The organism is Bordetella muralis (assembly GCF_054781015.1).
This window is the reverse complement of the sequence record NZ_BAAGVF010000009.1, coordinates 1-17,070: the sequence shown is the minus strand read 5'-3', so window position 1 is coordinate 17,070 and position 17,070 is coordinate 1. Positions and strand designations below refer to the sequence as shown.

The window sequence follows — 17,070 nt, the reverse complement described above, 5'->3', positions numbered from 1 at the left end:
CCACGCGCTCACGCGGCGGCGGCAACGCTGGTATAGGCCAGGCGCACGTATATGGGCGCATAGGGCTCGGCCTGAGTGATATCCAGAAGCGATTCGCGCGCCAGTTCCAGCATGGCGATGAAGTGCACCACCACCACGGCGACGGGGGCCCCTTCGAGGATGCGCTCCATGAACAGTTCACCGAATTCCATGAACCGTACGTCGTTCAGACGGCGCAGAATGTGCGTCATATGATCGCGCACCGAGAGCTGTTCACGAGTGATGTGATGGTGTTGATTGAGCTTGGCGCGCTTGAGGATATCGGCCCATGCCGCACGCAGGTCGTCGAGATTGACCTCGGGCTGCATGCGTTCGAAACTGATGTCCGCCACGGCCTGAGCGCTTTTGAAATCTCGGCCCAATTGAGGCATGGCATCGAGCTTCTGGGCGGCCAGTTTCATCTGCTCGTATTCGAGCAGGCGGCGTACCAGTTCGGCCCGTGGATCCTCGGGTTCTTCGCCAGTGTCGGTCTTTTTGACCGGCAGCAACATGCGTGACTTGATCTCGATCAGCATGGCCGCCATGAGCAGATATTCGGCCGCCAACTCCAGGTTGTGCACGCGGATCTGCTCGACATAGGACAGATACTGACGCGTGACATCCGCCATGGGAATGTCGAGCACGTTGAAGTTCTGCTTGCGGATCAGATACAGCAGCAGATCGAGCGGGCCCTCGAAAGTCTCGAGAAAGACTTCCAGCGCATCCGGCGGAATGTACAGATCGGTGGGCAGCTGAAACAGCGGCTCGCCGTACAGGCGCGCGAACGCGACGGTATCGACGACATCAGGCGTGCTGTCTACCGGGGGTTCCACCAGAGCGGCCATTGCATCGCCGGGAACCGGCGGTTTGGAGGGCATCAGAGCGCGTTACGAGCGTCGCCGACTGAAAATCAGTCGGCTTGGTACACGTAAGGCCTCTGCGCCACGCGAGCGGCGCGAAAGCCTTCGAGGAGCTCGGGATCCTGCGGCTTGTCCCACAGACGGGCACGCCCTTCGAGCTGGCGCTGCTCGACATCGGGGTGCGATGCCTTGTAGTCCTTGAGGAAGAGAGTGATTTCGGATTCGTAGTTCTTGGCCATGACACCAGCGTCAACAGGTTACGGATAACCCAAGTTTACTTCAGCCGGGCCAAAACTCGGCGTTACAATCGACAGGCCCTCGAACCTCTCGCCGACATGCCCCCCGAATCCGCCAGTACTGCCTCGCCACCCGATGCTGCCCAGGACACCACTCGCGCAGCCCGAATGATCCCCTTTATCGTGGGATGCGCGCTGTTCATGCAGATGCTCGACTCCACCGTCGTGGCGACCGCGCTGCCGGCGATGGCTCAGGCGCTGGGATCGACGCCGGTGCGGCTCAACGTGGCGATCACGTCCTATCTGCTGGCGGTGGCGGTATTTGTCCCTGTCAGCGGCTGGGCCGCCGACCGTTACGGCGCCCGGCGCGTTTTCATGGCGGCCATCGCCCTGTTCACGCTCAGTTCGGTGGCCTGCGCGCTTTCGCAAAACCTGATCCACCTGGTGCTGGCCCGGATTGCCCAGGGGATTGCCGGGGCGATGATGGTGCCGGTCGGCCGTATCATTTTGCTGCGCGTGGTGCCCAAGCAAGACCTGCTCAAAGCCATGTCGTTCCTGTCCATCCCCGCCTTGCTCGGGCCTGTCATCGGGCCGCCGCTAGGGGGATTTATGGTCACTTACATGTCGTGGCACTGGATTTTCCTGATCAATATCCCTATCGGCGCGATCGGAATCATGTTGGTTCGGCGCTATGTCCCCGAAATCCGCGAAGCCTCGGTGCCAGGCCTGGATTGGCCGGGCTTTCTGCTGAGCGCCGTTTGTCTAGCCACGCTGGTCAGCGCCTTTGAGGCATTGGGACACAGCTTGATTCCACCGGCTGCCGTCATCGGCCTGGCCGCGGTCGGGCTGATCTGCGGGTGGCTCTATGTGCTGCATGCCAAACGCGCCGAGCACCCCATTCTGGACCTGACGCTGATGCGTGAGCCAACCTTTGCGATTTCAGTGCTGGGCGGCAATCTTTGCCGGTTCGCCGTAGGCGCGATGCCATTTTTGTTGGCTGTCCAGTTGCAGGTGGGTTTCAACATGACGCCCTTTGCCGCCGGCCTGATTACCTTTGCCAGCGCGGCCGGCGCCCTGTTGATGAAATTCGTCGCCACCCCTATCGTGCAACACTTTGGTTTTCGCCGTGTGCTGACGATCAATGCCGTGTTGACCGGGGTGTTCATTATTGCTTGCGCCGCCTTTACGCCCACGACGCCTGTCTGGTTGATGATCGCGATTTTGCTCGCGGGCGGATTCTTCCGATCGCTGCAGTTCACCGCCGTCAACACCTTGACCTATGCCGACATGTCGCCTGAACGCATGAGCCGGGCCAGCAGTTTCGCAGCGATGGCGCAACAACTGGGCATCAGCCTGGGCGTCGGCGTCGCGGCTGTCACGCTGAATCTCAGCATCGCGGCCCGCGGCGCCGACAGAGTCGCGATCGGCGACGTCATGGTGGCCTTTGTGGTCATCGGCGTCCTGTGCTCGGCCGCCACGTTCTCGTTTCAGCGCTTGTCGAAAACGGCAGGTGCGCAACTGCGGCAGGCCTAGCCCGCCAGCTGTGCCCGGTCATCGCTGCAGAGCCGACTACCCCTCGTTCGCAACGTCGGTCATACTTGCGGATATAGGCAGATCAAAAACAGCATTCCACGAGACAACGCATTTCCTGGGGCCCGAGCAATATGACCAAATCGTTCATCCTGGCCTTGGACCAGGGCACCACCAGCTCACGTGCCATCGTGTTCGACCGCCAAGGCACGGCCCGCGGCCTGGGCCAGCGCGAATTCCGGCAGCACTACCCACATCCGGGTTGGGTAGAGCACGATGCCAACGAAATCTGGCAAAGCCAGTTGGAGGTCGCCCGTATCGCGCTGCGCAATGCCGGCGCCACCGCGGCCGACATTGCGGCGATCGGCATCACCAATCAGCGTGAAACCACATTGATCTGGGATCGTGCCACCGGCCAACCGCTGGCGCATGCGCTGGTCTGGCAAGACCGCCGTACTGCGCCCTTGTGCGATCAACTGCGCGCGCAGGGCCATGACAAGTTGCTGCAGGAACGCACGGGACTGGTGCTGGATGCGTATTTTTCCGGCACCAAGCTGGCATGGTTACTGGATAACGTCCCCGGCGCACGCAAAGCCGCGCAACGGGGTGAGGTCGCTTTTGGCACGATAGACAGTTGGCTGATCTGGCATCTGACCGGCGGCGATGTGCACAGCACAGACCCCAGCAATGCCTCGCGCACCCTGTTATTCGACATTCATACACAAGACTGGAGCGACGAGATCCTGGCCTTGCTCGACATTCCACGCAGCGTCCTGCCATCGATCGCCCCCAGCAGCGCCGTGATCGGTCACGCGCTGCCTGACTGGTTTGGCGGCTCCATTCCGATTGCCGGCGTTGCAGGCGATCAACAAGCTGCGACCTTTGGCCAGGCGTGCTTCAAGCCAGGCATGGCCAAAAATACCTATGGCACGGGATGCTTCATGCTGATGAATGTTGGCGATAGACCTGTCGTGTCACACAACAGCCTGCTATCGACGATAGGCTGGGGACTGCCTGCCGACAAGCACAGCTCGAATGACGCCGGGTCTTCTGCCGGGACCCCCACCTACATGCTTGAGGGTGGAGTCTTCATGGCAGGCGCCGCCGTGCAATGGCTGCGCGACGGCCTGAAGATCATCCAACGCTCCGACCAGATTGAGGCCTTGGCAGCCAGCGTAGCCGACACGGACGATGTGTTCCTGGTCCCCGCCTTTGCAGGCTTGGGAGCCCCCGACTGGGATCCTTATGCGCGCGGCACGCTCGTCGGGCTGACTCGCGGCACGACACACGCTCACGTCGCGCGAGCCACGCTGGAAGCCATCGCACTGCAAAGTGCCGAGTTGATGACCTGCATGAAGGCCGACAGCAACATTGAATTGTCGGAACTGCGTGTGGACGGCGGTGCGGCGCGCAACGATCTATTGATGCAGATGCAAGCCGATCTGCTGGGTGTCGCTGTCGTCAGGCCGCGGGTGTCGGAATCCACTGCGCGCGGCGCAGCCGGGCTGGCAGGACTGGCCGTCGGCTTTTGGTCGGGACTGGACGAATTTGCCAGTCAATGGGAAGCCGAACACCGCTTTGAACCGCAGTGGAGCGCGGATCAGCGCACAGCAAGGTTGGCGCGTTGGCGCCAGGCCGTGGAGCACGCCAAAGGCTGGGCGCGCCCAGGCAACTGAATGCCCGGGCGGAGCCCTTAATTCAGGCTGGCGCCGGAAAGCTTGACGATTTCCTGGTACTTGGCCTTTTCTTTCTTCACGAACTCTGCAAAAGCCTCGGCGGTCATAGGCTGCGCCTCCGAACCCATGGCGAGCAGACGCTCGCGGATATCCGGTTGGCGCATGGCATCTGCATAGGCTTTGTTCAGCTTTGCCACCACATCGGGCGGCGTGCCGCCGGTGGTAAAGATACCGAACCAGGTCCCCAGGTCGAAGCCTTTGACACCGGCCTCGTCCATCGTAGGAACATCAGGCAGAAGCGACGAACGCTGCAGGGTCGTAACAGCCAGGGCTTTGACCTTGCCGTCCTTGATCATGGGGGCCGAGGCCGCCAGATTGTCGAACATGAAATCCGACTGCCCACCCAGCAGCGCCAGTTGGGCTGGCGACGCCCCTTGATAGGGAACATGCACGGCCTGGACGCCGGCGCGTGCCTTGAGCAACTCTCCTGCCAGATGGCCGGCGCTGCCGTTGCCGCCTGAACCGTAGTTCAAGCGATCAGGGTTTTTCTTGGCGTAATCGATCAGGTCGGCCAGCGTGTTGATGCGGTTGGCTTTGGCGAAATCGACGTTCATCACCAGGACATTCGGCACCGCCGCCACGATGGTGACCGGTGCGAAATCCTTGATGGGGTCGTACGGCAAATTGGCGAACAGCCAGGGATTGATGGCGTGCGTCGCCACGGCGCCCATGACCAGGGTATAGCCGTCTGGCGCAGCCTTCGCGACCAGATCGGCGCCGATGTTACCGCCCGCGCCGGCGCGGTTCTCCACGATGACGGGCTGCCCCAGCGAGGCACGGACTTTCTCGGCCAGCAAACGCGCAGAAGAATCCAGCGGCCCGCCGGGCGGATAAGGCACGATGAAGCGCAAGGGTTTGGTGGGGAAATCGGTGTCTTGCGCACTTGCTGGCGCGATGCTGGCCAGCCCGGTCACGACAGCGGCAGCCCCGAGCACCAGCGTGCGGCGCACCGTCGAAACAAGTGAATGCGATGGTGATTGAAACATGGCGTTGTCTCCATGGCATGGGTTTTTGTAAGGCCCGCAGCATACTCCATGCGATCTCAAGCCGCCAGGCGAATCGAGCAAAGAATGACGTGCGGTCCTATTTTGAACACAAAAATGCTGTTCCTGTACACGCCTGTTGTCGAATGGGGTACCTGTCCGCATTGGCCCTGTTCACACCACGCTGTGTCCTCATGCAAAATCCCCCCTCTTGGCTCCACGTGAGCCACCTTGCCGCTGCACTGATGTGCATCCATCCCGCCGCAACTCACGCTGAGGACGCGCCTGGCGCTGTTTATCAGCCCGGCCCCATCGTCATCACCAGCACGTCACCGAGCGCGCCGCTGATCTTTGTCACCGATCCAAAGCTGCCTCGCCAACCCCTGCCAGCCAGCGATGGAACCGACTATCTGAAAACCATTCCCGGGTTCTCCGCGATTGGCAATGGCGGCACGAACAGCGATCCGGTATTGCGCGGACTCTTTGGCTCGCGCCTGAACATCCTGAGCAATGGCACCTCCATGCCTGGCGCGTGCGGCGGCCGAATGGATCCGCCAACGTCTTATATTTCGCCGTCGAACTTTGATCAATTGACGGTCATTAAGGGCCCTCAGACCGTGCTGTGGGGGCCGGGCGCATCGGCTGGCACCGTCAAGTTCGATCGGGACACACCGCGCTTTACCGAGTCGGGGGTTCGATTCGATGGCAGCCTGGTTGGCGGCTCCTTTGGGCGCAATGACCAAGCCGCGGACCTGACCATGGGCAATGACAAGACATACGCCCGCGTGACGGCCAATCACTCGCACTCTCAAGACTACAAGGACGGCGACGGCAACACCGTTCCTTCGCGCTGGGACAAATGGGGTGCCGAGCTGACGCTAGGCTTCACTCCCGACGCCGACACGCGCTACGAGTTGACGGCCGGCACCGGCGATGGCGAGGCGCGTTATGCCAGCCGTGGCATGGACGGGACACAGTTCAAGCGAGAGAGTGTCGGCTTTCGTTTCGAAAAAGACAACTTGGGCGATACGTTGAGCGCCATACAAGCGCAGATGTATTACAACGATGCCAATCATGTCATGGACAACTTCACGCTACGCGTGCCCGACCGTATGGGCTCCATGTCCTCAGGGCTTGCGTCTAACGTCAATCGCACCACCTGGGGCGGCCGGGTCGCTGGGACCTGGACCCTGTCAGATCACACCAGCGTCATCACGGGATTGGATTTTCAGCGCAGCCGACACCGTGTACGTCGCGGCACAGACACGGCATCGTATCGCCGTGAATCCTGGAACACGAATGCTACCTTTGCCAACACTGGCCTGTTCGGCGAGATGACGTGGCATCTCGTAGAAGACGCACAACGAATCATTGCCGGTGCGCGCATGGACTGGGCGCAGACCACTGATTTACGCGACACGAAACGCCCTATCACGCGTATGCCCAACCCCACCGCGGGCGAACGCCGCACTGACACACTGCCCAGCGGCTTTCTGCGTTACGAGCACGATCTGGCGACGGCCCCTGCGACGTGGTACGTCGGGCTTGGACATGTCGAGCGCTTTCCGGATTATTGGGAACTGTTTCCCCCCAGCCGCGGCCCCCAAGGGTCGGTCAACGCATTTCAGGGAGTCAAGCCGGAGAAAACCACGCAGTTGGATATAGGTGCGCAGTACAGAACCGAAGCGTTCAGCGCGTGGGCCTCGGCCTATGCGGGCTACATCCATGACTTCATCCTTTTGAGATATCCCGCAACAGGCATGATGGGCGGCACACAAGCCACCAACATCGACGCACGCATTTTCGGTGGCGAATTCGGCACTCGCTATGCACTCTCGCGCACCTGGACGACGACAGCCACCGTGGCTTATGCCTGGGCCAAGAACACGAGCGATGGCCGACCCTTGCCTCAGATCCCGCCGCTGGATGCTCGCCTGATGGCAAGCTATGACGATGGCATATGGACGGCGGGCGTCTTGTGGCGCCTGGTCGCACCGCAACACCGCTACGCGTTAAACACAGGCAATGCTGCCGGCAAAGACTTCAGTGCGAGCAGCGGATTCGGCGTGCTTTCCGTCAACGGCGGCTATGCCGTGAACAAACATGTTCAACTTACAGCCGGGATAGACAATCTACTGAACAAGACCTACACCGAGCATTTGAATCGAGCTGGCAATGCAGGGTTTGGATACTCGGGGAATACTGCTTTTAACGAACCTGGGCGTGCGGTGTGGGCGCGGGTGGCTGTGATTTACTAGTTTTCGTTGAAAGATGGAGGGGATCGAGTTCCGTTGGACGTCGAGGCGGGGCAGAGACCATGTCGGCGCGCCTCGACGTCCAATAGAACCCCTGCCCCCATCCTACGCCACTGACGCACCAACGGCAGCCACGAGCAATCAATGCAGAATCTGACTCAAGAAATGCTGCGTACGCTCGTTCTGCGGATTATCGAAGAACTGATCCGGACTGTTCTGCTCGATGATTTCACCGCGATCCATAAAGATGACACGATCAGCCACCTTGCGCGCAAACGTCATTTCGTGCGTCACGCACAGCATGGTCATGCCGCTTTCCTGGGCCAGCGTCACCATCACATCCAGCACTTCTTTCACCATTTCCGGATCCAGCGCCGAGGTCGGCTCATCGAACAGCATGATCTTGGGGCTCATGCACAAGGACCGCGCAATCGCCACACGCTGTTGCTGGCCGCCTGACAGCTGACCGGGATACTTGTTGGCCTGCTCTGGAATACGAACACGCTCCAGATACTTCATAGCCGTAGCCTCAGCCTCGGCACGCGATTTCTTCAGCACCCACGTCGGCCCCAACGTCAGGTTTTCCAGCACAGTCAAATGCGGAAACAGATTGAAGTGCTGAAACACCATGCCGACATCGCGGCGGATGGTTTCGATCTGCTTCAGGTCATTGGTCAACTCCGTGCCATCGACAATGATCTGACCCTGCTGGTGTTCCTCCAGACGATTGATGCAGCGGATCATCGTCGATTTGCCCGAGCCCGACGGGCCGCAGATCACGATACGTTCGCCTGGCGTCACGTCCAGATTGATATTGCGCAGCACGTGGAACTGACCGTACCACTTGTTCACGTTCTGCAAGCGGATGATGGCATCACTCATGCCTGTACTCCCAAAAGGTGCGCCTGCCCGAGCCGCCATGGGCGGCCTCGGACCAGGCAACTATCGTTTCTGTCCGGCCGCCAAACGCGTTTCCAGACGTTGGCTGTATTTCGACATCGAAAAGCAGAACACGAAATAAATCAGTGAAATGAATACGTAGGCCTCAATCCCGAAGCCGCGCCATGCCGCATCCGACAGCGCAGCCTTGGCAGCCAGTGTCAGATCGAAAATACCGATGATCACCACCAGCGACGTGTCCTTGAACAGCGCAATAAAGATGCTGACCAAAGGCGGAATCACAATACGCAGCGCCTGCGGCAAGATGATCTTGCGCATTTGCTGCCAGTAGTTGAGCCCCAGCGAATCGGCGCCCTCGTACTGTCCCTTTGGAATGGCTTGCAAGCCGCCCCGCACAGTCTCGGCGATATAGGCCGCCGCGAACATGATGATGGCGATCTGCGCGCGCAACAGCTTGTCGATGGAGAAACCCACCGGCAAGAACAGCGGCAACATGACCGAGGACATGAACAACAGGCTGATCAGCGGCACGCCGCGAATCAACTCGATGTACACGACGCACAAGGCTTTGATGGCCGGCATCCTTGATCGACGGCCCAGAGCCAGCAGCACACCCAGCGGGAAAGCAAAAGCAATACCGAAAGTGGACAGAATCAAAGTCAGCGGCAGGCCGCCCCACAACGAGTTCTCGACATAGGTCAGGCCAAACACACCGCCCCACATCAACACCGCCACTGCCGTCAGGCCCACCACCCAGATCAGCGCCAGGCGTGCGTTCCAGAAACGGCGCAAGCCGCTGCACACGATGACCCCAATCAAGATGATGGTTGCGATCAGAGGCCGCCACTGTTCATCGTAGGGATAGGTGCCAAACAGGATCAGACGATGCTTTTCGGCAATGAAGGCCCAGCACGCGCCTGCGGCCTTGCGGCATTCCTGCGCAGTCGATGAGGTAAAGTCCGCCTGCAAGAATGCCCAATCGATCAACGCGGGCACCGCCATGATCAGTATCCAGGCCGTCAACACGGTGGCCAGGATGCTCAAGGGAGACGAGAACAGGCGCTCTTTCCACGTGGGCCACAGGCCCACCTGGTTTTTGGGTGGTGGCAAACCTTCGCTGGGGATAGGCGTAGTCGTACTCATATCAACGCTCCACCAGCGCAATGCGCTTGTTGTACCAGTTCATGAAAATCGAGATCGACAGGCTGACGGTCAGATAGGCTGCCATGATGATCAAGATGCCCTCGATCGCCTGGCCTGTCTGGTTCATCATGGTGTTGACCACCGACACGATATCGGGGTAACCGATCGCCACGGCCAGCGAGCTGTTCTTGGTCAAGTTCAAGTACTGGCTGGTCATCGGCGGAATGATCACGCGCAACGCCTGCGGCAACACCACCAGACGCAGCACGCGGGAACGGCGCAGCCCCAGCGAGCCGGCGGCCTCCCATTGGCCATGGTTCACGGCCTGGATACCCGAGCGCACGACCTCCGCAATAAAGGCAGCGGTGTAGATCACCAGACCCGCGAGCAACGCGGCAAACTCAGGCGACAGCGTCAAGCCGCCGCTGAAGTTGAAACCTTTCAGCTCGGGCATATTCAACGACAGCGAAGCGCCGCTGATGAGCCAGCCTAGTACCGGCAAGCCAATGAACAGCGCTAACGCTGCACGCCCCAAGGGGAAAATCCGGCCGGTGGCCTCTTGGCGTTTCTTGCCCCAGTGCGCCACCAGAATCGTGCCGACAATCGCCAGTGCCAAACCGCCGAGTATCCAGTCCATGGAGCTGCCTTCCAGACCAGGCACCTTCAGGCCACGGTTGGAAATAAACACTCCAGGCAATGGGTTGTATGCCTGGCGCGGACCGGGCATATTTTCGGTAATCAGCGCGTACCAGAAGAACAGCTGCAACAGCAGCGGTACGTTACGCATCACCTCGACATAGACCGAGCAGACTTTGGCAATCAGCCAGTTTTTGGACAAACGGCCTACGCCGATGAGCGTACCCAGAATCGTCGCAAAGATGATGCCCAGCACCGCAGCGCGCAGCGTATTGAGCAGGCCTATCCAAATAGCTCGGCCATAAGTGTCTGCAGGACTATAAGCGACGGGGGTCTCGCCAATCGCGAATCCAGCCTCTCGATCGAGAAAGCCAAAACCCGTTGAAATATTGCGGACTTGCAGGTTATTCAGAGTATTAGAGACCAGGAACCACACGGCCCAGGCAACGAGGGCCAGCGCGACAACCTGATAGACCACGGCGCGCACACCGGGATCGTTCCAGCTGAGGCGGCGTTTGGGCGCGGCCACTGGAGCTTGAGGGTTGTTTGTCGTCATGAAAAGCTTCTACAGAAGTCAAAACAGGAATGGCCTGGGACCCGCCGCAGGCCACCTCACTCCTGCCGTCCGCATGATGCGGACATCAAAGCAAGACGGGTTGATCCCGTCTTGCCCGGCAGCGATGCTTAGCGCACCGGCCAACCGTACATAATGCCGCCCTTCTTGTACGAAGCATTCAGGCCGCGTTCAAGTTTCATGGGGCTGCTCATCCCGAGCGTGCGCTCAAAGCTTTCGCCGTAGTTACCGACTTGCTTGATGATGTTGTAGGCCCACTTGTCGTCCACACCCAGGTTCTTGCCCATGCCCGGGGTCACGCCCAGGATGCGTTGAATATTGGGATTGGGATTCTTGGTCATTTCGTCGACGTTCTTGGACGTAATGCCATACTCTTCGGCTTCGATCATGGCGTTCAGCGTCCAACGAACCACGTTGAACCACTGCTCGTCGCCCTGACGCACCATGGGACCGAGCGGCTCTTTAGAGAAGTCTTCCGGCAGGATGACGTAATTGTCAGGGTTTTCGAGCGTGGTACGGCTCGACGCCAATTGCGACTTGTCGGTCGTGAACGCATCGCAGCGGCCAGCCGAGAAAGCGCGGATGATTTCGTCGTACTTGTCGATCACGACCGGCTTGAACTCGATCTTTTCGCCACGGAACCAGTCGGCCAGGTTGAGCTCGGTGGTGGTGCCAGGCTGAACGCAAACGGTAGCGCCGTTCAGTTCTTTCGCACTCTTGACGCCCAGTTCTTTGGACACCATCACGCCTTGGCTGTCGTAGTAGTTCACGCCGGCGCCGATCAGGCCCAGGGTGGTGTCACGCGTCAGCGTTTGCGTCGTATTACGAGTCAACACATCGACCTCGCCGGACTGCAGTGCGGTAAAACGCTGCTGCGTATTCAGCGGGGTGACTTTAAATTTGGTCGCGTCGTTGAACATCGTGGCTGCGATGGCGCGGCACATGTCGATGTCGATTCCTTGCCATTGCCCTTTGCTGTCGGCCATGGAGAATCCAGAAATCCCCGTGGACACGCCGCACTGGACGAAACCTTTCTTTTTGACGCTATCAAAAGTGGCCCCCGCATGCGCGGTCGCCGCAGTGGCCAATAATGCAGCAGCCACCGCGGCTAATTTTAGTGCTTTCATTTGGATCTCCTGTAAGAAACGCTTGCTGTGCAACGTAATCCGTCAATTCAAGCATCGCCGGGGATGGTAGCGGTTGGAGATATTCGGGGACATGGGGGAAATCCCTCGACAAGTTGCACAAAAAAAGGGGACACAAGAAATGTGCAACAAGCGTGACACGCCCCACTAACGGGAATACACACGGTACTATTGCTGCTTCATCCTTTTTTGCCGCCATGATCGAATTCCAGCACGTCTTCAAATCGTATGGGCGCGGCCGTAATATCCTGGCCGACATCAATTTCCGCGTAACCGCCGGTGAATTCCTGTTTGTCTCAGGGGCGTCGGGTGCGGGCAAATCCACCCTGCTAAAACTGATCGGCGGGCTGGAGCCCGCCAGCCGGGGTTCGATCCAGGTCAATGGCCAGCGTCTGGACCAGCTCTCCGCACGTGCGCGGCCCTATCTGCGGCGTGCGGTGGGCGTGATCCTGCAAGACACGCATTTGCTGTTTGATCGCAGCGCCCTGCAGAACGTCATGCTTCCCCTGGCAGTCACCGGTCAGGCGCATGGGCCTGCCAGTGCGCGCGCCCGCGCCGCCCTGGACAAGGTCGGCCTGGCAGGTAAAGAAGATATGAACCCGATCGAGCTCTCTGGTGGCGAACAGCAACGCCTGGCCATCGCGCGCGCGATCGTGAACCGGCCTGCGATCTTGATTGCAGACGAACCGACGGCAAACCTGGACCAGGACACGGCGCGGCGCATTTTGAATGTGTTTCGCGACTTCAATCGCGTTGGCGTCACGACACTGATTGCTTCGCACGATCAGGCCCTGATGGCGCAATACGCTACGCGCACCCTGCGGCTGGAACCCGGCAAGTTCTTTGACTCGGGAGCCCACGAATGAAATCCTGGTTGCGATTGCATCGCTATGCGCTGATAGTGACGTTGCGCCGGTTGGCGGCGCAGCCTTTTTCCTCGTTGGCCAATCTGGTGGTCATGGCCCTGGCCCTGGCCTTGCCGCTATTGGGAGCGGCGATTCTGGTCTCGGCCCAGCCGGTCGCCCGCCAAGTATCGGTGACGCCAGAGGTCACATTGTTCCTGAAGACGTCGGCCCCCGATGGGGCTGCCGCCGCGATTGCGCAACGCATCCGCGACGATAATGCCGATCAGGTGCAAGCCGTACGTGTCGTGCCACGCGACGAAGCACTGGCCTCGTTGCGCAACGACCCCACTTGGGATGAGGCCCTGGCCGTGTTACCTGGCAATCCGCTGCCGGATGCGGTGGTCGCCACGCTGACCGAGGGTGAACAGCTCGCAGAGCGTGCCAACACGCTCGCCGAGACTTGGCAGAAATGGGAGCACGTCGATATGGTGCAGCTGGACAGCGCGTGGGTGCAGCGGCTGGAAGCCATTCTGCGTTTTGCGCGTGTTGGCCTGATATTCCTGGCGGCATGCGTCGCGGCTGTTGTGCTGGCAGCCGTCTTCAATACCGTACGCATGCAGGCCATGCTGCAACGAGAGGAGATCGCTGTTGCACGCCTGGTGGGCGCCACGGAATCCTTTGTCCGCCGGCCGTTCCTGTATCTGGGCGCTCTGTCCGGTGCGTTGGCGGCGTTGATTGCCATAGGCGCGGCGGCCGCCGCCCTGACTCCACTGAATAACGCCTTGGTGGGGCTCGCCCGCAGTTATGGGGCAAACTTTGCCCTGCATTTGCCGGGATTGCCGATACTGGCGATTGCGGTGGTGGGCACGGGTATCCTGGGCGCACTGGCGGCACGCTGGTCAGTGACCCGCAGCACTCGATTTTAATTGGGGACGCATTAAAATGCCGACCTTGCCATGAGACCGATTTTCCGGGCTCATGGCAGGAAAATTCACAGGCACCGTTAGTTTTTGGTTACTTCTAGAAAATAAAAGTTTCGCGCGACGCGTTGCGACGAATGGCCCCTGACGATGACTACATAACTCATATATATAGTCAGGCCATTTTTTAAATCATCCAATCATGTATCCGCGCCTCGCTGTACTCGTTGAAATCGAACGAGCTGCTTGGCTGGCGCGGGTGCGATAATCCCGCGCTATGGATTTCGCCCTTCGCATCGTCGCCTGGCAAGCTAGCCACGGCCGCCACGGACTCCCCTGGCAACATACGCAAGACCCGTATCGGATCTGGCTGTCAGAGATCATGCTGCAGCAAACACAGGTCACGACGGTCATTCCGTACTATCAGCGGTTTCTGGAACGGTTCCCCGACGTTGCAACGCTGGCGGCTGCCGACCAGGAAACGGTCATGCCCTATTGGGCAGGCCTGGGGTACTACGCACGCGCGCGCAACCTGCACCGTTGCGCGCAAACCATCATAAGCGACTGGGGCGGACGCTTTCCGCCCACCGCGGAGCAGATCGCCACGTTGCCGGGCATAGGCCGATCCACGGCGGCCGCGATTGCGGCCTTTGCCTACGGAGAGCGGTCCCCCATCCTGGACGGTAACGTCAAGCGCGTATTCACGCGGCATTTCGGTGTCGAGGGCGAGCCCGCACGGCGTGAAGTCGAACAACGTTTGTGGGCACTGGCAGATGCGCAGGTCGCCGAGGCGCCCGGCCTGAATATGGCGACCTATACCCAAGGCTTGATGGATTTGGGTGCCACGCTATGCACACGCGGTAAACCCGACTGTACGCGCTGCCCTGTATCCGAAACCTGTATCGCGCGCCGTGATGGGCGCCAGAGCGAACTCCCGACGCCCAAGGCCCGCAAAGCCATACCCGAACGCCAGACCGGCATGCTGGTGCTGCAACGCGATGGTGCGATTTTGCTGGAACAACGGCCGTCGCCGGGTATCTGGGGTGGTTTGTGGAGCTTGCCGGAATTCGACGCGGGCGGCGATCCGACTCAGGCCGCACGGCAATTGGGTCTGGAGCCCACCCAACGATACGAGCTAGCGGCGTTTGCGCATACGTTTACGCATTACCGATTGCATATCAAGCCGTGGTATCTGCCCGTGAGCCTGGCTGCGAGCATAGCCGAGCCGGCGATGCCGCAGCGCTGGGCGAGCCTCGCGGAGCTGCCATCGCTGGCGCTGCCGGCACCGATACGCAAGCTGTTGGAAGGGCTTCTGGAAGCAGGCTTGCCTGAGTAGGAATTCCAGATTACTCACTCGCCCTTCAACAACATCACCAATTTCAAATCCGGATGCGTTGCCAAGCGAAACGTCGTTTGCTGATAAGCCAGCCGGCCATGATGCGGGTGCTGAAATTCACGCAGGCCGCCTTCGCGCTCTACCACGGCGTGCCGCGTCCACCAATGGGCAAACACTTCGCTGTCTCGATTCAACTCATCGAGCAGCGTCAACACATCCGGCTCATCCAGATGCGCCCCTGCATCGGCCCGGAACTCGGCCACGACACGGCGCGCGCGTTGATCCCAATCCACCACCAACTGACGTGCGGCCGGATCGAGAAAGATATAACGCAATAAATTCGGCTGAGGGTCGCGTACGGGCCAATCGTCAAACAGCTCGCTCATCGATGCGTTATGCACCAACACATTCCATGCCCGATCCAGCACATACGCCGGCGCAGTAATCGCATCCACACACTCGCGTAACAACCCGGGCGCCTCGCTGCCATCATCACGCGGGTGCTGTGGATCCGCGCACTCGGCCAGTTCGAACAGATACGCACGCTCGGCTCGCGCCAACTGCAGCACCCCGGCAATCCGCGCCCACACTGCGGGTGACACCGACACTTCGCGCCCCTGCTCGATCCAGGTGTACCAAGTCACGCTGATCCCGCATAACTGCGCAACCTCTTCGCGCCGCAGTCCGGGTGTGCGGCGACGCATGCCCTCCGGCAACCCCGCCATCTGCGGTGTAATCCGCGCCCTTGCAGCGCGCACGAACTCGCCCAAGGCGTGACGGCGGCGAGTCGAACTGTCATGTGATGCCGGTGAACCGGCTTGGGGGGAAGCATTCATACCAGGATAAACAATGGTCTTGTACGCGTATCAACGGGCACTTATCTTAACTCCTGGCACGTCATGCCATCTGTCTCAACGCCGTTTTTGGAGTCATTAATGACCCTCTCTGCCTCTCACGACGCCGCTGTCGAGCGTCAGTTCAGCCCGCAAGCCGCCGCATATTTGACCAGCGCGGTTCACGCGCAGGGCGAAGACCTGCAACAACTGGCCAGCCTCGCTCGGGAGCAGCCAACGGCTCGTGTCTTGGATCTCGGTTGCGGCGGCGGTCATGTGAGTTTTCTCGTTGCCCCCTTGGTTCAACATGTCACTGCTTACGATCTGTCCCAAGCCATGCTCGATGTCGTCGCCGCCGAAGCTACCCGCCGTGGATTGCATAACCTGGATACCTGTCAGGGCAAGGCGGAACGTCTGCCATTTGACGATGAGCAGTTCGATCTGGTGCTGTGCCGCTACTCGACCCATCATTGGCAGGACCCGGGACAAGCGATACGCGAAGCCAGACGCGTATTGAAGCCCGGCGGTATCGCAGCCTTTGCAGACGTGGTTTCGCCCGGCGAAGCGTTACTCGACACATGGCTGCAAACGTTCGAAATGCTGCGTGATACCTCCCATGTGCGTAATTATTCGATCGCGGAATGGTCTGCGTTACTGACGCAGGCGGGTTTTACGCTGCAAAGCACGGCGTTACGACGTTTGCCGCTGGAGTTCTCGTCCTGGGTGGCACGGATGCGTACGCCCGAGGTCCTCGTCGCCGCATTGCGGGCCCTGCATGCGATTGCGCCGGATGTGGTGCGTGAGCATTTTGAGATTCAGGGTGATGGGTCGTTTACTAGCGATACGGCGACGTTGGTGGTGCGTAAGGGGTGAGGGGTCGGCTTGTGTGGTGTTTTGCGGGGGGAGTGGAGTTCTGTTGGTCGTCGAGCCGAGGCAACTAGAGTTCCCAGCATCGCTGGCACGACTATCTTGCTTGGCGTTTTTCTGCAGCCGCGGTGGTAGAGAGAAAGATCTTGCGGTGCTGCTTTCGGGGGACGCCCTGCGCGTCCCCCGAAAGCGATCGGTCCGGGCATGCGGTAGGGGTGGCGTGGTGCCTGGTTGGAAGATCTGCTTGAGTGCG

15 protein-coding genes are annotated in these 17,070 nt (G+C 60.1%); 7 read left to right on the top strand and 8 right to left on the bottom strand.

Annotated elements, in window-relative coordinates; all coding sequences use genetic code 11:
* Window positions 1–8: 8 nt before the first annotated feature.
* Complete coding sequence (locus ACYVIT_RS23595) at window positions 9–896, bottom strand: segregation and condensation protein A (protein WP_415808798.1); 888 nt, start codon at window positions 894–896, stop codon at window positions 9–11.
* A gap of 32 nt (window positions 897–928) precedes the next feature.
* Entirely contained in the window at window positions 929–1,117 is a 189-nt protein-coding gene (locus tag ACYVIT_RS23590) for a DUF3460 family protein (protein ID WP_415808799.1), read from the bottom strand.
* 165 nt (window positions 1,118–1,282) lie between these two features.
* Here ACYVIT_RS23590 and ACYVIT_RS23585 point away from each other — a divergent pair, with 165 nt between their 5' ends.
* Together ACYVIT_RS23585 and glpK are read left to right on the top strand one after the other, a co-directional pair.
* A complete protein-coding gene (locus ACYVIT_RS23585) occupies window positions 1,283–2,647 on the top strand; it encodes a DHA2 family efflux MFS transporter permease subunit (RefSeq protein WP_415808812.1) in 1,365 nt (454 codons plus the stop codon).
* A gap of 131 nt (window positions 2,648–2,778) precedes the next feature.
* Window positions 2,779–4,320 carry a glycerol kinase GlpK gene (gene glpK / locus ACYVIT_RS23580; RefSeq protein WP_415808800.1) on the top strand — a complete coding sequence of 514 codons (1,542 nt, stop codon included), beginning with the start codon at window positions 2,779–2,781 and terminating at the stop codon, window positions 4,318–4,320.
* 17 nt (window positions 4,321–4,337) lie between these two features.
* Here glpK and ACYVIT_RS23575 read toward each other — a convergent pair whose 3' ends face one another.
* On the bottom strand, window positions 4,338–5,366 hold the full coding sequence (locus ACYVIT_RS23575; RefSeq protein WP_460478298.1) for a Bug family tripartite tricarboxylate transporter substrate binding protein: 1,029 nt from the start codon (window positions 5,364–5,366) through the stop codon (window positions 4,338–4,340).
* Between the two features lie 191 nt (window positions 5,367–5,557).
* Between ACYVIT_RS23575 and ACYVIT_RS23570 the strand changes: the two genes are divergently transcribed.
* Window positions 5,558–7,621, top strand: a complete 2,064-nt coding sequence (locus ACYVIT_RS23570) for a TonB-dependent copper receptor (protein WP_415808802.1) — start codon at window positions 5,558–5,560, stop codon at window positions 7,619–7,621.
* Window positions 7,622–7,759: 138 nt separating this feature from the next.
* Here ACYVIT_RS23570 and ACYVIT_RS23565 read toward each other — a convergent pair whose 3' ends face one another.
* The 4 genes from ACYVIT_RS23565 to ACYVIT_RS23550 all read right to left on the bottom strand — a co-directional run bounded on the left by ACYVIT_RS23565 (window position 7,760) and on the right by ACYVIT_RS23550 (window position 11,998).
* Window positions 7,760–8,500 (bottom strand): amino acid ABC transporter ATP-binding protein, encoded by a 741-nt coding sequence (locus ACYVIT_RS23565; protein WP_415808803.1) that lies wholly within the window; start codon window positions 8,498–8,500, stop codon window positions 7,760–7,762.
* Between the two features lie 60 nt (window positions 8,501–8,560).
* Window positions 8,561–9,661, bottom strand: a complete 1,101-nt coding sequence (locus ACYVIT_RS23560; protein ID WP_415808804.1) for an amino acid ABC transporter permease — start codon at window positions 9,659–9,661, stop codon at window positions 8,561–8,563.
* Window position 9,662: 1 nt separating this feature from the next.
* Window positions 9,663–10,853, bottom strand: a complete 1,191-nt coding sequence (locus tag ACYVIT_RS23555) for an amino acid ABC transporter permease (RefSeq protein ID WP_415808805.1) — start codon at window positions 10,851–10,853, stop codon at window positions 9,663–9,665.
* Between the two features lie 128 nt (window positions 10,854–10,981).
* On the bottom strand, window positions 10,982–11,998 hold the full coding sequence (locus ACYVIT_RS23550; RefSeq protein WP_415808806.1) for an amino acid ABC transporter substrate-binding protein: 1,017 nt from the start codon (window positions 11,996–11,998) through the stop codon (window positions 10,982–10,984).
* 215 nt (window positions 11,999–12,213) lie between these two features.
* On the opposite strand from ACYVIT_RS23550, the gene ACYVIT_RS23545 reads away from it, so the two are divergent.
* From ACYVIT_RS23545 to mutY, 3 genes are all read left to right on the top strand, one after another.
* The gene (locus tag ACYVIT_RS23545; RefSeq protein ID WP_094819701.1) at window positions 12,214–12,882 is read left to right on the top strand and encodes a cell division ATP-binding protein FtsE; all 669 of its coding nucleotides are present in this window, start codon (window positions 12,214–12,216) and stop codon (window positions 12,880–12,882) included.
* Entirely contained in the window at window positions 12,879–13,787 is a 909-nt protein-coding gene (locus ACYVIT_RS23540; RefSeq protein ID WP_415808807.1) for a cell division protein FtsX, read from the top strand. Before ACYVIT_RS23545 ends, ACYVIT_RS23540 begins: the two co-directional genes overlap by 4 nt.
* 271 nt (window positions 13,788–14,058) lie before the next feature.
* The gene (mutY, locus tag ACYVIT_RS23535; RefSeq protein WP_415808808.1) at window positions 14,059–15,117 is read left to right on the top strand and encodes an A/G-specific adenine glycosylase; all 1,059 of its coding nucleotides are present in this window, start codon (window positions 14,059–14,061) and stop codon (window positions 15,115–15,117) included.
* Between the two features lie 14 nt (window positions 15,118–15,131).
* On the opposite strand, the gene ACYVIT_RS23530 is transcribed toward mutY, so the two are convergent.
* A complete protein-coding gene (locus tag ACYVIT_RS23530; protein ID WP_415808809.1) occupies window positions 15,132–15,953 on the bottom strand; it encodes a helix-turn-helix transcriptional regulator in 822 nt (273 codons plus the stop codon).
* Between the two features lie 99 nt (window positions 15,954–16,052).
* Between ACYVIT_RS23530 and ACYVIT_RS23525 the strand changes: the two genes are divergently transcribed.
* The gene (locus ACYVIT_RS23525) at window positions 16,053–16,823 is read left to right on the top strand and encodes a class I SAM-dependent methyltransferase (RefSeq protein WP_415808810.1); all 771 of its coding nucleotides are present in this window, start codon (window positions 16,053–16,055) and stop codon (window positions 16,821–16,823) included.
* Window positions 16,824–17,070 lie beyond the last annotated feature (247 nt).